We start from the raw sequence: 14,167 nt of genomic DNA, 5'->3' as shown, positions 1-14,167 counted from the left end.
ATTCTGCCTTAGACTTCCCTTTACCCACTGCGACTACCCCAACAGCAAATGATTGACCTTGAAACACAAGAAATTTATTTCAATTGGTATTAGAATAGCCCCCAAGATAAATTCTCATCAGAGTCATTTCATGCACGTACATATATTAGGAATTTGTGGCACTTTCATGGGCGGTCTCGCCTTACTCGCCAGAGCCATGGGCCACAAAGTGACCGGCAGTGATGCCAATGTTTACCCGCCAATGAGTACTCAATTGCTAGAGCAAGGCATTGAACTTATTCAAGGTTTTGACCCCTCCCAATTGGGTGACAGTGATGAGAATGCCCCTGATCTAGTGGTTATCGGCAATGCCATGAGTCGTGGAAACCCCTGTGTGGAAGCCGTGCTCAACCGCGGTCTTAAGTACACCTCAGGACCGCAATTTTTGGCCGAGCACATACTCCCAGGTCGTTGGGTGCTGGCGGTATCTGGCACCCATGGCAAGACCTCTACCTCGAGCATGCTGGCTTGGATCTTAGAATACTCTGGCTACGAGCCCGGTTTCTTGATTGGTGGTGTGCCGCAAAATTTCGGTGTATCTGCAAGGCTTGGCAATTCAAATTTCTTTGTGGTGGAAGCCGATGAATATGACAGCGCCTTCTTCGATAAACGCTCCAAATTCGTGCACTACCAGCCAAGAACCTTAGTCATTAATAATCTTGAATTCGATCACGCCGATATTTTCGATGACTTAACCGCCATTCAGCGCCAATTTAACCATGTTATCCGCACTGTGCCAGGGCAAGGTAAAATCATTTGGCCAGCCAACAGTGAAGCCGTTCAGCAAGTGATTGAAATGGGCTGCTGGAGTGAGCAAGAGACTTACAGTGCTGGGGTGCATGACTTCAACACAGAAAAAACCTTGGGCTGGCATGCAAAAACCTTAAGCGCCGATGCCCATGAATTTGAAGTCTATTTCGACGGCCACAGCCAAGGCGTGATGAGCTGGAATTTAATCGGCCAACACAATGTAGAAAATGCGGTAATGGCCATAGCGGCAGCGCGCCATGTGGGCGTAGTGCCAGCCCAAGCCATGGCGGCCCTCAGTGAGTTTTCCCCACCAAAACGTCGCCTCGAATTATTAGGTACTATAGGCGGAGTGGCGGTATTTGATGATTTCGCCCACCACCCTACCGCCATAGATAGCACCTTACAGGGACTCAGAGCCAAAGTGGGTAACGGTAAAATCACTGTGGTGCTGGAGCCTCGCTCAAACACTATGAAGCAAGGCGTGCATAAAGACACCTTAGCCCATTCATTAGTTCGCGCCGACCAAGCCTATTTATACCAAGCTGACAGCATCAGCTGGGATCTTAAATCCAGCATGCAAACCGCCAGTATTCCTGTGAGTGTAAAAACCGATATAGAGCAGATAATCGACGCCCTTTGCCATGATGCCAAAGCCGGTGACACTATCGTTATCATGAGCAATGGCGGCTTTAATGGCATACATAAAAAGCTGCTTGAAGCCTTGGCGGATAGATAATCTTGGCTGTTAACAAGCTTAAGGACGTCAAATGAAGCTTAACCGCAATCCAAATTCCATCAGCCTTGCATGGACCGGGGCCTCAGGGGCACCCTATGGGATCAAACTACTTGAATGTTTGCTAGCCGCTGATTATCAAGTGTTTTTGATGATATCTTCAGCCGCTCGGGTGGTGTTGGCCACAGAGCATGGATTGCAGCTCAGCGCTAATCCACAAAAAGCCCAGCAGCAATTACTTGAAGAGTTATACCAAGATGGTAAATTAGCCAGCGGTGAATTAGTGGTGCTAAGTAAGGATGAGTGGTTCTCACCACCCGCCTCTGGCAGCGGCGCACCGAAAAAAATGGTGATCTGCCCTTGCTCCACCGGCACCTTGGCCGCTGTGGCCACAGGCATGAGCAACAGTTTACTGGAGCGCGCCGCCGATGTGGTGTTAAAAGAGCGAGGCCAATTAATTTTGGTCCCCAGGGAAACCCCCTTTAACGCCATACACTTAGAACATATGCTGACCCTTTCACGTCTTGGGGTCACCATAATGCCGGCATCGCCTGGGTTTTATCACAATCCCCAATCGGTGCAAGATCTGGTAAACTTTATGGTCGCCCGCATATTGGATCATTTACAGATAGCGCACACACTGACACAACGTTGGGGCTATGACGTCATAGCCGAAAAAGACACTGACTAACCAGATAAGCAACTGAGAATTTTATGAAGCACACAATCGAACAGATGATTTCAGCCGAAGAAATCGACACTATTTTAGATCAACTGGCCGAGCGCATTAATGCGCATTACGCCAATAGCGATCGCCTGTTAATGGTGGGCTTGCTGAAAGGTTCTGTGGTGTTTATGGCCGATTTATGTCGCCGTATCAAGGGCCATGTTGAGATAGATTTTATGGCCGTGTCTAGCTATGGCAACGCCACCAGCAGCTCACGGGACGTTAAAATTCTCAAAGATGTGCAATCAGAAATTGCCGGGCGCGATGTATTGATCGTCGAAGACCTCATCGATTCAGGCAATACGCTCAACAAGGTGCGCGAAATGCTGTTGCTGCGCGATCCTAAGTCCTTAGCCTTATGTACCCTGTTAGATAAGCCTGAGCGCCGTGAAATCGACGTGCCAGTAGACTTTATCGGTATGACTATTCCCGATGAATTTATTGTAGGTTACGGCATAGATTACGCCGAGCAATATCGCAACTTGCCTTATATTGCCAAAGTGGTGCCATTAGATTAATACCACTCAGACTCCCGCCAAGGCGGGAGTCTTCTTTAGCCTGCTTCCGGTTTTAACTCTTGCAAAACAAATGAAGGAAAACATCATGCCGAGCACCCAAGATGCCTTGGTGATAAGCGATCTTAAAAAGACCTACAAGGGCGGCGTTCAAGCGGTGAAAGACATCAGCTTAACCGTGAAGCAAGGTGACTTCTTTGCTCTTCTAGGCCCCAATGGTGCCGGTAAGTCCACCACTATCGGCATTATTAGTTCACTGGTGCAAAAGAGCGCCGGCTCAGTGTCTGTGTTTGGCTATGATATCGATAAGCAACTCGAACGGGCCAAGCTTTGCATTGGCTTAGTGCCGCAAGAATTTAATTTCAGCCAATTTGAGACTGTGCTGCAAATCGTGGTCAATCAAGCGGGCTACTATGGTGTCACTAAGACAGTGGCGCTTGAGCGCGCTCAAAAGTACCTCAGTCAGTTGGATTTATGGGAAAAGCGCGACAGTCAGGCACGCACTTTATCTGGCGGCATGAAGCGCCGCCTTATGATAGCCCGCGCCCTGATGCACGAGCCTAAGTTATTAATATTAGATGAACCCACCGCAGGAGTGGATATCGAGCTTAGGCGCTCCATGTGGGACTTCTTAAAGCAGATAAACCAGCAGGGGGTGACCATCATTCTCACCACCCATTATCTAGAAGAAGCCGAAATGCTGTGCCGCACCATAGGCATCATAGATCAAGGCTTATTGGTGGAATGCACCACAATGAAGGCGCTGCTGAGTAAACTCGACGTTGAAACCTTCGTGTTGGATTTACGCCAAGACATCAGTGCTGCCCCTGCGCTAAATGGCATGCAGTGCCGTCTGGTTGACCCACATACCTTAGAGGTAGATGTGGCTAAGGCCCATAATTTGAATGACCTTTTCAGTCAGCTCACCTTAGCCGATATCGAAGTGTTATCCATGCGCAACAAGGCCAATCGCCTCGAAGAATTGTTTGTGTCACTGGTTGAAAAAGCCAAGGAGCCCAGTTAATGAATCAGCTATACCTAGTGGCGTTTAAGAGTATTCTCACGAAAGAAATTAACCGTTTTACCCGCATTTGGATCCAAACCTTAGTGCCTCCTGCCATTACTATGACCTTGTATTTTTTAATATTTGGTAATCTGGTCGGCAGTAGAATTGGTGAGATGGGCGGCGTGTCCTACATGGAGTTTATCGCCCCTGGCCTTATCATGATGTCAGTGATCACGAACTCTTACTCTAATGTCGCCTCGTCCTTCTATAGCGCTAAATTTCAACGTAACTTAGAAGAAATCATGGTGGCACCTGTGCCCCATTATGTGATGATCGCAGGCTATGTCGGCGGCGGCGTCGCCCGTGGTCTGTGCGTCGGCTTAATTGTCACCTTAGTGGCGATGTTTTTCGTCAACATCAGTCTGCACCATGTGGGACTCGTGATTTTAACTGTGTTCTTAACCTCAGTGCTGTTTTCCTTAGGCGGCTTGATTAATGCCGTGTTCGCCAAGAGTTTCGATGACATCAGCATCATTCCCACCTTCGTGCTAACGCCACTTACCTACTTGGGCGGGGTTTTCTATTCCTTATCTTTATTGCCTGAATTTTGGCAGGGTGTCTCGGGGCTTAACCCTGTGGTGTATATGATCAACGTGTTCCGTTATGGCTTTTTAGGCTTTGCCGACATTAGCGTGCCACTGTCCATCGCCATCATGGTCAGTTTTTGTATTGCCCTGTGGAGCTTAGCTTATTATTTGATTTCCCGTGGCATTGGCCTAAGAAGCTAGTCCGAGTCACTCGTCAAATGAAGGTAAAACAGCCCTGTTGTTTTACCTTTTTTTTAGCCATTATTTTAATCGCTGTCCCATCTTATCCAACTGCAAACCCGTGAGTATTCGCTCAGCTTTAGCCCCAAGATAAACATAGACCCCAAGGCCAATCAACAAGCCCACCACAGCCACTAACATGCCTATGGCCGGCAGCATATATTGAGTTTCCCCAAGGGAGGCCTTGAACATGGTCAGCAAGGCTTCGATAGAGATAGCAATCAATATGGTCGAAATAAAGCGGGTAATGGTTCTTCGGGTAGAACTGTGGCGAAAAATGTCTTTGTGCATCAAGACTTCTTCTTCCAAAATGGTTTTCCCTAAGTCAAAGATTGCCAAGGCTAAGGTGAGATAAATGATGATGCTAAAGGGTTGCAATGGATCCCCTTCACCATAGGTGCTCGCAATAAGCGCCGCGGTATCCAGCACCACAGTGCGCATTAGGGCTAACACCAAAATAAATAAGCCTAACACTATCAAGCAATACACAGATTTGAACAGTGGCGATGCCCTGCGCCTCGCACTGTCACCCATCATAAACTCGATTAAACGGCTGAGATCCACATCCAGCACTAATATGGCTTCCTGACCACAGGCCCTGCGGACAACCAAAGAGGCTGATAAACACAAGCCCCCACTATGGGACAAATAGGGACCTGTGACATAGAAGCCAGTTTCTGTGGTCAAATGGCGAAAATAAGGTCGCTGACTGCGATCGCAGCCCTTACCCGAACCGAGGGGCTTAAGCTGTTTATTTTTCACTGAAATATCATCACTGAGTTGAATGCCATGTTTATCCAACACATAGAGTAAATCTACGAAGGGATAATTCATCACTAGAGAATTGAACCTAGGCACCTGGCCACAGGGCGATGCTGGCTTTGCATCGACGCCTAAGAGCGCAAAACCATCATCGCCAATACCAATTAATAGGGACGCCAGTAACTCATTGATCAGTGGTTCACATTCATTGTATCTCTCAATCACACTTAAATAACTCATGGTCGCCATCTGCTACCCCTCACCTTTCTGTCGTTATGAGTGACTACATGAGTAACTGAAGCAGTTTTGATGCCAGTAATAAATTTAATAAATAACATTAATTATCAGCTTGTTAGAAATACCCCCATTGGGAATTTGCACAGAAAGCTCACAAGCATGCACCAAAAATGTACAAACCCGCGGCAAAGTTCTTATAATAGCTTGTTGATAAATATTAACTTTTCATTCTTCTTGTTCATGCTTGATGACTTATAATTGATTAAACGTCACCTGAACACGGCCTAAGGCCTTCTCAAAGGAAAGACAATGTCTGACTCTGCCACACCCTACCAGCAAGATATCCGTCGCTTTTCCGATGAACTTATCCGAATTCAAGCACCGATAAAAATTCTCGATGCCATTAAATGGCCCAGTGAATTACAAGAAGAGTTTTTATCCAACAAGCCCAAACAGTTACCTAAATTGGGTAAGGATTTTTACCAGAATATCCCCCTGTCTTTTGATACTCAAAAAACCCAAGACGAGCTGCTCTCACTCAAAGCAGATATTCAGCGTAAATTAGGTAAACGCGATAAGTTAGGCAAAATTTTGATTTCTAACGTGGATCAATATCGCATCGTTATCGACATGCTCAACAATCGTGGCAATCCTGAGTTCGGTCGTTTAAGTCAGCAACTCTACGGCAGCGCTAAAGACAAACTCCATGGTGACAGACACACATTAAAGCAGCTCGGTGACAGATTAAGCCATATTTTCTCTTTACCAGCCGCCCGCCATATGAGCAAGCATCACCCCAAGATAGTCACGGCGCCCGAGGCGGTAAAAGCCTTAAGCGATCGCTTAGTGGGCTATTTTCATGATGATAAAATTTACGTCAAACTCAGCGACGGTATCGTATCGGATGCAGCCGTGGGCGGCGACACGGTAAAAATTAATACCCGCGCCATGTTCAGTGAGTCAGATTTAAATGTCTATGAGGTCCATGAAGGTTGGGTTCATGTGGGCACCACGCTCAATGGCCGCGACCAACCTCACGCCACTTGGCTCAGCGTAGGTTCACCGCGAGTCACCGCCAGCCAAGAAGGTTTAGCGGTACTACTAGAAATGCTCACCTTAAGCTCAAACCCAGGGCGGGCGAGGCGCATCAGCGATCGCGTCACCGCTGTGGACATGGCAGAGAATGGCGCCGACTTTATCGAGATTTATCGCTATTTTCGCGAGCACAATTTAGGCGCCAAAGACAGCTACAAGGTCACACAGAGGGTGTTCCGTGGCGGCATGGTCGAAGGTGGCAGCTTCTTTACTAAGGATATTTCCTATGTACGCGGCTACGTTGAGAACATCAACTTTATTCGTAGTGCCATCATGTCTGGCTTGCCTGAGCTTATTCCTATGCTGTTTTTAGGCAAACTCGCTATTGAAGATATTCCTGTGCTGTACGAAGCCTATTTAGAAGGCACTATTAGCGCACCTAAATACTTGCCCCCTATGTTTAAAGACATTAGCGGCCTGTATGCCTGGTTTGGCTTCGCCTCAGGCCTTGGTAATATCGACCTTAAAGGGGTGCAGCGTCACTTCGCCCGTCAGTTCAAATCTGTCCCCGTACTTGAGCCAGATTCTGAATTATTCGAAGACATAGAGTTCGACAGTCCATCGGACTAAGCTGCGACCCACAGCGGAGCACCACACTGGTAAGTCGCTAACAATCAAAGTTAAAAAGCCAAGCATTATGCTTGGCTTTTTTGTTGGCTTTTAGTCCATGATTAGACTATCAATCGACTTTATTGGCCGCGAGCTGCCTTTGTTTTATAAAGTATTCTCGAGTTAAGCCAAACACGACTGGGCTTAATAATACTAAGGCCGTTAAGTTGGGGATGGCCATCATGGCATTTAAGGTATCTGCCAATAACCAAATAAACTCAAGGGAGCTCATCGCCCCTAATGGCACCACTAAGGTCCAGATTAATCGAAACGGCTTAATGGCCTTGTCTCCCAAGAGATACTGGACGCACTTTTCGCTGTAAAAACTCCAGCCTAAGATGGTGGTAAAGGCAAATACGGCCAAGGCAATGGCCACTATGTAGTTACCCATAGGCAATGCATGAGAGAAGGCAAAGGAGGTTAACGCTGCGCCATTCTCCCCCGATGTCCACGCCCCAGAAACCACAATGGCAAGACCGGTAATGGTGCAGACAATAAGGGTGTCGATAAAGGTGCCCAGCATGGCGACTAAACCTTGCTTGACCGGATCGTTAGTTTGCGCCGCCGCGTGGGCAATGGGCGCGCTACCTAGGCCCGCTTCATTGGAAAACACCCCACGAGCCACACCAAAGCGAATTGCCGCCCATACCGCAGCCCCAGCGAAACCGCCTTGGGCTGCCACCGGATTAAAGGCACTGTGGATAATCAACATAAAGGCATCTGGCACTTGTTCTGCGTAAACGATTAATACCGCAAGCCCTGCTGTGATATAAAACACTGTCATCAGTGGCACCAGTTTGCCTGCCACTTCGGCGATACGTTTAATGCCGCCCATTAATACGGCGCCAACCAGCAGCATCAACACCGCTCCAGTGACCCAAGCGGGCACACCAAAATTGCTGCTCATGGCGTCAGCCACAGAATTGGCTTGCACTGTATTGCCGATCCCAAAGCCAGCTATTGAGCCAAACAGCGCAAAAGCAGTGCCAAGCCATGCCCATTTTTTGCCTAAACCATTTTTGATATAGTACATGGGGCCACCGACATGGTTACCCTCTGTGTCTTTCTCACGAAACTTAACCGCGAGCACGGCCTCAGAATACTTGGTCGCCATGCCTACAAGCGCAGTACACCACATCCAAAACAAGGCGCCTGGGCCACCGATAAAAATGGCGGTCGCCACACCGGCAATATTACCTGTGCCTATGGTGGCAGACAGTGAGGTCATCAAGGCATTAAATGGGCTAATTTCGCCCTTATCGGCATCCTCTGACACTGCTCGGCCAGACCATAACAACTTGAAACCGCGACCTAATTTTAAGATGGGCATTAACCTAAGGCCGATGGACAAGAATAGCCCCACCCCTAAGATCATTACCAGCATGGGAACACCCCAAACTATGCCATTGATTGTACTTATAAATTCTGTAATGGCTTCCATGTCTACCTCATTTGTTTATGATTATTAAGCGATTAAACCGCTTCTCAAATACCTCAGTGTGCAGCTTTAAGCTCTAAGGGAGCGGCCTGCTCCTCTAAGGAATCGAAAACTTCAGGCTCAACAGGCTCAGGCAGGCTTTCTTTAACAGGCTTGGCCTCGAGCACTTGTTTCAGATTATTTAGCCCTTCTTGTAAGTCGTTGCCTATCATGGTCTCAAAATCCATCACAGCTAACATCAGATTCATTGGGTAATCCATGTGGCCGCTAAAGCCCCAATCTACTTGGGTGCTCGTATCAGAAACGGGTTTAGTGCTCATATATGCAGGCTCAGTGGCCTCAAAAGGAGATAAGAAACGCAGTTCGAAATCGACTCTTTCGTTAGGGGTTATCTTGATAATTTCCTGCTCACCGACGCCCACATCAGGATTTTCACTGGCCCAAGCAGACACAAAGCCCGCCATACCATCCTCGCCGCGATAGGTTTTTTTCATATCTGGGTCCATCATGGCCCACTTACTGAAATTATCTTGATTTTTTAAGTGTTTAATATAGTCAAACACCTGCGCATTAGGGCGCTCTACGGTGATGCTGCGCACCACTGAATAATGGGTTTTAAGGAATAGCGCGGCGATAAGCGGCAAGGCAATAATGACAGCCAAGGCAAGGATGATTTTTTTCAACATTGTTAGGATCCTAAATGAATAGTGTTAGCCCAGTATACCGAACCACCCTGTCACCACAAGAATTTTAACAAGCTGGGTTTACAGTTGAATAACAAGCCATTTTCAGGAAACTGCCGTTTAAAATGACGGTCATGTATTCCTAGTAAAGGTTAGTAGCCTAAAGCGGATAACCTTCTTCTCTAGCTTGCATTTTAAATTGTCACTTATTAAAAAAAACTATTGACCTCAAGTTAGCTTGAGCTTTTATAGTGCTTGAAAATTTAACCATAAATAGGCACATAAAATGACAATTAATCTCCCTAATTACTCCAACCCAGCAGAGCTATTTGACCCAACACCATTCGGTTTTTGTCACACAGTCAAAGTCCCATCAAATGGTGAGTTGGTGTATATCTCAGGACAAAGTGGTGGTGAAGGACCTGAACACATTTTAAATGAAGATTTTCGTCATCAAGTCCAAGTCCTGTTATCAAACCTTAATATTGCGCTCACAGCACACGAATTACATTTTGATGACGTAATAAAAATTACCATTCTTATTGTGGATCATAATGTCGATAAACTTGAAATTTGGAGTGAAGAAATGCAAAAACGCTGGTCAACAACACTCCCAGCAAGCACGCTAATCCCAGTCCCTAATTTGGCGATTACGGGAATGAAAATTGAAGTCGATGCCATTGCTTTTAAATCTGCATAACCCTTAGAACCGCGGCTCCGCGGTCATATTTATTATCCTCATAAGCATCAGCCTGGCTAACCTAGTCAGGCCCATTTATCTTAGGTATACCTCTAATGATATATAAAAATTACGCAATCCTATTTGCTATCGGCTTTATTTGGGGCTCTCAATTCATCTTTCAAGAGCTGGCATTAAACAGTTTCTCTCCCATTTGGCTAGGCAGCTGCCGAGCGATACTTGGGACAATAACCTTATCCCTAATATGTAAAATGATGGGCCTGAAAGGCGCGAGTAACCAATGGCGACTGTTTACCTTAATAGGGCTATTGGAGGCTAGCATACCCTTTGTGTTGATCCCTTGGGGACAGCAACACTTGACCAGCTCTATCACGGCCATCTTGATGGGAACGATCCCCTTCTATACGCTAATGTTCGCCCCACTATTCATTAAAGATGCAAGGATCAGTATGGGGAGTACCCTAAGCCTGATTGTTGGTTTCTGTGGGTTATTGATCCTATTCTATCCCGAACTGTCTTCAGGGACTGGAACGATAAACCTAACCAGTTCCATAGCAATTATCATCGCTGCTGTGTGCTTTGCTCTTGCACTACTATTGCTCAATCGCGTTAGGGATGAACATCCATTAATTGTGGCTCGAAATGTCCTTTCCATGGCGAGCATTCAACTGATGGTAATTGCACTCATAATGCTCCCAATGGAGTTTACTCAAGCCTCTTTGACTTCAGTATTCTCACTACTTTACTTAGGAGTGATATGTGCGGGCGCCGTTTATTACCTTTACATGGTAAGTATAAAAAATGCGGGAGCAGTATTCACTTCAATGACCAATTATCTAGTCCCTGCAGTTGGGGTGCTAATAGGTGCACTAATCGCGAATGAATCAATCCAAACAACAACTTGGGTAGCATTAGCTGTCATTATTTTCGCCTTAATTATTAACCAATCAATGACGATAAAAAAATAAACCATAAAATGAATAGCCGCCACATACTCTGACACTGCTGAGGTGGTATTTCTAATCTAAGACTGAGGATATATAGGGCTATTGCTGTTTTAGCACGACAAGGCAGGACTGACAGATACAAGCAGGCGCCGTCAATTTAGCTTGCTGAGATGTTGCCAGTACGGCTTTAGGCGGGAAGGTTTGTGACTGGCACCAACACGCTGCTATGGGAGTATTGGTTGTCGCCGCGCACAAGTTTGCTTGCTGGCACAGAGGGCAAGTATCGGCAGTTTGAGTTAACGACTCTTTGGGAGAAAATTTAGTTACCTCAGCAGTCATCTCAGCACTCATTTCAGTACACTCGCAGGTTAAAAGCTAATATTAGCAGCAAATCACAGCCGAATGGCACAGTTAAGTGACATGGTCTCTCTAAAAGGAAACATTGACTAAATCAATTTAGAACACGCCCAATTATGCTAGATACCCGTTTGCTTCTTTAAAAAGTAGCTGGTAAAAGTGGGCGGCATATCGGGCAACTGACCAAATACCGTATAGCCCTGTTTTACATAGAAATCTAATGCTTGGAATGAAGTGGTTTCTAAGCGAACATTGCTCACCCCTTTAGATAAAGCATACGCTTCCAGTTGTTGCAGTAATTTAGCCCCTAACCCACTGCCACGAACATCATCGGCTATCCACAGGCCTTCTATATATAGCCAGCCCCATTTTATTTCCCCAAGGATCCCGTCCACCGTCTTATCATCTTCATCTTTAACAAAAGAAGAGATCGTTTCGCGATAAACAGCCCCAGTATGGCGCTCGTTAAATCCATTCAAGCCCTTTTTTTAATACGTCAAAATCACTCTCTTCAGGTTGAGATACGGCGGTAATTCTCATGTTCTAAAACTTCTCCATAGGGCCAGTGTTAGTATCTTATTCTACTTTTTTACAACCACTTCAATTCTATCTATAGCTTACTTTTCAATGCCTTTAATCGAGTTGGTAAACCACAGCTGATTGATAGCGCGTTATTTCGAGTACTTTCGAATGACTGATACTTTTTCCTTGTCAATTTCGAGCACTTCCATGGTGTCATAGCTTTGATTAATGACCTGACCCGTGTGAGCATGCTTACCACTGCTTGATGTTGAGTAGGTTATTACAATCACATTATGACCGGTAACGACTTTATCAAGCTTGGCTTCATATGAAGTATGAGTGCCTAGATAATAAGTCATGCCTTTTCGAAATTGTTCTTTCCCTTCAGGGGAGCGAGAATCATCTGGATCGTAAGGTAAATGTTGATGTCCGACATCGTCAGCAAGGAAAGAAAGGTAATGCTCAAGGTCTTTTTTAGAAGCATTAGGGGATTGGGATGTTTGCCATGCCTTAAAGTATGATTTTGCAAAATCTTCCAAGTTTTTGTCTCCAGCTTCTACCAAACCGGATAAAGCAAAACCACATAGAAACATGATAATTTTTTTCAAAATAGCCTCCCTTGCCATGAAAAATAAAACCGCTTATTTCACGGCGTTGTACAAAACGGCCGCGTATAAGCGATTGATAAAATTAATACTACATTCCTTGTTCGCTCGAAGTAAAGTGCTGTATTTTCCTGCATTTAACAAACAAGTGTGAAATGACAACACGAAACTTAATAGGCACATCATGGCAATTTGCGAGACGACCTTCTGAGACAGGACGTCGAAGAGAGCTATAGGGATATATTTACGCGTGTCGGTGAGTAAATGCCATTATTTGGCTGTAATCTAATCCCAAGACCTTTCACTACTTTTCTGTAGACTAAAAACCGATAATGCAACATATAAACCACTGATATAAAAGAACATATCACCAAGTGAAACTAAAGTACTCCAGTGGTTCTCTTGCGAAGTGCCGCAGGGATGCTGCACCTGAGCCTGTGCTAGCTTACACTGCCACTTTTGGTCTCACCCCTAAGGTGTGGCAGATGGCGTAGGTGAGTTCGGCGCGATTTAAGGTGTAGAAATGAAAATCCTTCACCCCTTCACGGGACAAGACTTTGACCATGTCGATGGCGACGTTGGCGCCCACCAACTGGCGGGTAGCGGGGTCGTCTTCAAGGCCCGAAAACTGCTGATGTAGCCATTGCGGCAGGGCCACATTGGTCATGGCCGCAAAACGCTTTAACTGAGTAAAGTTAGTCACAGGTAATATGCCTGGGATGATTTCCACATCGATGCCGGCGGTAACGCAGCGATCGCGAAAGCGTAAGTAGGATTCCACATCGAAGAAAAACTGGGTGATGGCACGATTTGCACCGGCATCAATTTTTCGCTTTAGATTAATCAAGTCTGCCTGAGCATTGCGCGCATCGGGGTGCCCTTCTGGATAGGCGGCGACTGAAATATCAAAGTCGGCGACAGAGCGCAGCAAGCGCACTAAATCTGCAGCAAAACGGGTTGGCTTAGGCTGACCTGCTGGCAAATCCCCCCTAAGTGCCACTATGTCACGAATGCCTGACTGCCAATACTGCTTGGCTAAATCGACTAGCTCTTCGTCACTGGCATCCACTAAGGTCAAGTGAGGCGCAGCCACTAATTGGGTTTCTTGTTGAATGCGCTCAATCACAGAGTGGGTTCTGTCACGTACGCCAGAGTTGGCACCATAAGTCACGGAAACAAACTTAGGTTTTAGCGGCTCTAGGCGACGCACTGAGCTCCATAACAACTGTTCCATCTCCGGGGTCGATGGCGGAAAAAATTCAAAGGAGACATTAATCGCGCCATTCACTTCAGATAGGCTTTGGTTCAATGATTGGGCGTGCTGTGCATGATGAAAAGCCATAATTCTTCCTTCGACGTCATAATTAACAAATCAATTTAGCCGCCCAGCCATTTGGACGTCCAGATAGCCATATCTTAGCGTAAATGGATCCCATGTCAATAGCGCGCGATCCCATAAGCTGATCAACCCCCCATTTCTTCAACTCCCCGTTAGCTTGAATCGACTAAACACTGTCATTAGCAGTTAAATAATAGTCGTGTTTCCAATAAGCTGGCGTTAGGATGGCCTTTCACCAACCGTTTTCTTTAAGCTAAGTAGTCTACAAAATGAAAA

At 46.1% G+C, this 14,167-nt stretch carries 15 protein-coding genes; 8 read left to right on the top strand and 7 right to left on the bottom strand.

The window, feature by feature from the left end:
* Positions 1–130 precede the first annotated feature (130 nt).
* From mpl to SDEN_RS03400, 5 genes are all read left to right on the top strand, one after another.
* Positions 131–1,525 carry a UDP-N-acetylmuramate:L-alanyl-gamma-D-glutamyl-meso-diaminopimelate ligase gene (mpl, locus tag SDEN_RS03420; protein ID WP_011495111.1) on the top strand — a complete coding sequence of 465 codons (1,395 nt, stop codon included), beginning with the start codon at positions 131–133 and terminating at the stop codon, positions 1,523–1,525.
* Between the two features lie 31 nt (positions 1,526–1,556).
* Positions 1,557–2,213, top strand: a complete 657-nt coding sequence (locus SDEN_RS03415) for a flavin prenyltransferase UbiX (protein ID WP_011495110.1) — start codon at positions 1,557–1,559, stop codon at positions 2,211–2,213.
* 23 nt (positions 2,214–2,236) lie between these two features.
* Positions 2,237–2,767, top strand: a complete 531-nt coding sequence (hpt, locus tag SDEN_RS03410) for a hypoxanthine phosphoribosyltransferase (RefSeq protein WP_011495109.1) — start codon at positions 2,237–2,239, stop codon at positions 2,765–2,767.
* An 85-nt stretch (positions 2,768–2,852) separates the two neighbouring features.
* Entirely contained in the window at positions 2,853–3,788 is a 936-nt protein-coding gene (locus SDEN_RS03405) for an ABC transporter ATP-binding protein (RefSeq protein ID WP_011495108.1), read from the top strand.
* Entirely contained in the window at positions 3,788–4,558 is a 771-nt protein-coding gene (locus tag SDEN_RS03400; protein WP_011495107.1) for an ABC transporter permease, read from the top strand. Before SDEN_RS03405 ends, SDEN_RS03400 begins: the two co-directional genes overlap by 1 nt.
* Before the next feature lie 60 nt (positions 4,559–4,618).
* On the opposite strand, the gene SDEN_RS03395 is transcribed toward SDEN_RS03400, so the two are convergent.
* Positions 4,619–5,608: a cache domain-containing protein gene (locus SDEN_RS03395; RefSeq protein WP_011495106.1), complete on the bottom strand. Its 990-nt coding sequence runs from the start codon at positions 5,606–5,608 to the stop codon at positions 4,619–4,621.
* A 297-nt stretch (positions 5,609–5,905) separates the two neighbouring features.
* Between SDEN_RS03395 and SDEN_RS03390 the strand changes: the two genes are divergently transcribed.
* Positions 5,906–7,261, top strand: coding sequence for a flavohemoglobin expression-modulating QEGLA motif protein (locus SDEN_RS03390; RefSeq protein ID WP_011495105.1), 1,356 nt, complete (start codon positions 5,906–5,908; stop codon positions 7,259–7,261).
* A 109-nt stretch (positions 7,262–7,370) separates the two neighbouring features.
* Here SDEN_RS03390 and SDEN_RS03385 read toward each other — a convergent pair whose 3' ends face one another.
* Together SDEN_RS03385 and SDEN_RS03380 are read right to left on the bottom strand one after the other, a co-directional pair.
* Positions 7,371–8,741 carry an alanine/glycine:cation symporter family protein gene (locus tag SDEN_RS03385; RefSeq protein ID WP_011495104.1) on the bottom strand — a complete coding sequence of 457 codons (1,371 nt, stop codon included), beginning with the start codon at positions 8,739–8,741 and terminating at the stop codon, positions 7,371–7,373.
* 53 nt (positions 8,742–8,794) lie between these two features.
* Positions 8,795–9,424, bottom strand: a complete 630-nt coding sequence (locus SDEN_RS03380) for an SRPBCC family protein (protein WP_011495103.1) — start codon at positions 9,422–9,424, stop codon at positions 8,795–8,797.
* 283 nt (positions 9,425–9,707) lie between these two features.
* Between SDEN_RS03380 and SDEN_RS03375 the strand changes: the two genes are divergently transcribed.
* Both SDEN_RS03375 and SDEN_RS03370 read left to right on the top strand, forming a co-directional pair.
* Positions 9,708–10,121: a RidA family protein gene (locus SDEN_RS03375; RefSeq protein ID WP_011495102.1), complete on the top strand. Its 414-nt coding sequence runs from the start codon at positions 9,708–9,710 to the stop codon at positions 10,119–10,121.
* Positions 10,122–10,216: 95 nt separating this feature from the next.
* Positions 10,217–11,089: a DMT family transporter gene (locus tag SDEN_RS03370; protein ID WP_011495101.1), complete on the top strand. Its 873-nt coding sequence runs from the start codon at positions 10,217–10,219 to the stop codon at positions 11,087–11,089.
* Positions 11,090–11,167: 78 nt separating this feature from the next.
* On the opposite strand, the gene SDEN_RS20140 is transcribed toward SDEN_RS03370, so the two are convergent.
* The 4 genes from SDEN_RS20140 to metF form a co-directional block, all read right to left on the bottom strand.
* Positions 11,168–11,407 (bottom strand): cysteine-rich CWC family protein, encoded by a 240-nt coding sequence (locus SDEN_RS20140; protein WP_083759636.1) that lies wholly within the window; start codon positions 11,405–11,407, stop codon positions 11,168–11,170.
* A 137-nt stretch (positions 11,408–11,544) separates the two neighbouring features.
* On the bottom strand, positions 11,545–11,904 hold the full coding sequence (locus SDEN_RS03365) for a GNAT family N-acetyltransferase (protein ID WP_011495099.1): 360 nt from the start codon (positions 11,902–11,904) through the stop codon (positions 11,545–11,547).
* 192 nt (positions 11,905–12,096) lie between these two features.
* Positions 12,097–12,555 (bottom strand): nuclear transport factor 2 family protein, encoded by a 459-nt coding sequence (locus tag SDEN_RS03360; RefSeq protein WP_157599821.1) that lies wholly within the window; start codon positions 12,553–12,555, stop codon positions 12,097–12,099.
* Positions 12,556–12,997: 442 nt separating this feature from the next.
* Entirely contained in the window at positions 12,998–13,894 is an 897-nt protein-coding gene (gene metF, locus SDEN_RS03355; RefSeq protein ID WP_011495097.1) for a methylenetetrahydrofolate reductase, read from the bottom strand.
* Between the last annotated feature and the right edge of the window lie 273 nt (positions 13,895–14,167).

The organism is Shewanella denitrificans OS217, from assembly GCF_000013765.1.
Classification (GTDB): Bacteria; Pseudomonadota; Gammaproteobacteria; order Enterobacterales; family Shewanellaceae; genus Shewanella; species Shewanella denitrificans.
This window is presented reverse-complemented; position numbering and strand designations above follow the sequence as displayed.

What these genes read in the sequence shown, in the direction of transcription:
- mpl (WP_011495111.1), top strand. Translation starts at nt 131, where the DNA reads ATGCACGTACATATATTAGGAATTTGTGGCACTTTCATGGGCGGTCTC.
- SDEN_RS03415 (WP_011495110.1), top strand. Translation starts at nt 1,557, where the DNA reads ATGAAGCTTAACCGCAATCCAAATTCCATCAGCCTTGCATGGACCGGG.
- hpt (WP_011495109.1), top strand. Translation starts at nt 2,237, where the DNA reads ATGAAGCACACAATCGAACAGATGATTTCAGCCGAAGAAATCGACACT.
- SDEN_RS03405 (WP_011495108.1), top strand. Translation starts at nt 2,853, where the DNA reads ATGCCGAGCACCCAAGATGCCTTGGTGATAAGCGATCTTAAAAAGACC.
- SDEN_RS03400 (WP_011495107.1), top strand. Translation starts at nt 3,788, where the DNA reads ATGAATCAGCTATACCTAGTGGCGTTTAAGAGTATTCTCACGAAAGAA.
- SDEN_RS03395 (WP_011495106.1), bottom strand. Translation starts at nt 5,608, where the DNA reads ATGGCGACCATGAGTTATTTAAGTGTGATTGAGAGATACAATGAATGT.
- SDEN_RS03390 (WP_011495105.1), top strand. Translation starts at nt 5,906, where the DNA reads ATGTCTGACTCTGCCACACCCTACCAGCAAGATATCCGTCGCTTTTCC.
- SDEN_RS03385 (WP_011495104.1), bottom strand. Translation starts at nt 8,741, where the DNA reads ATGGAAGCCATTACAGAATTTATAAGTACAATCAATGGCATAGTTTGG.
- SDEN_RS03380 (WP_011495103.1), bottom strand. Translation starts at nt 9,424, where the DNA reads ATGTTGAAAAAAATCATCCTTGCCTTGGCTGTCATTATTGCCTTGCCG.
- SDEN_RS03375 (WP_011495102.1), top strand. Translation starts at nt 9,708, where the DNA reads ATGACAATTAATCTCCCTAATTACTCCAACCCAGCAGAGCTATTTGAC.
- SDEN_RS03370 (WP_011495101.1), top strand. Translation starts at nt 10,217, where the DNA reads ATGATATATAAAAATTACGCAATCCTATTTGCTATCGGCTTTATTTGG.
- SDEN_RS20140 (WP_083759636.1), bottom strand. Translation starts at nt 11,407, where the DNA reads ATGACTGCTGAGGTAACTAAATTTTCTCCCAAAGAGTCGTTAACTCAA.
- metF (WP_011495097.1), bottom strand. Translation starts at nt 13,894, where the DNA reads ATGGCTTTTCATCATGCACAGCACGCCCAATCATTGAACCAAAGCCTA.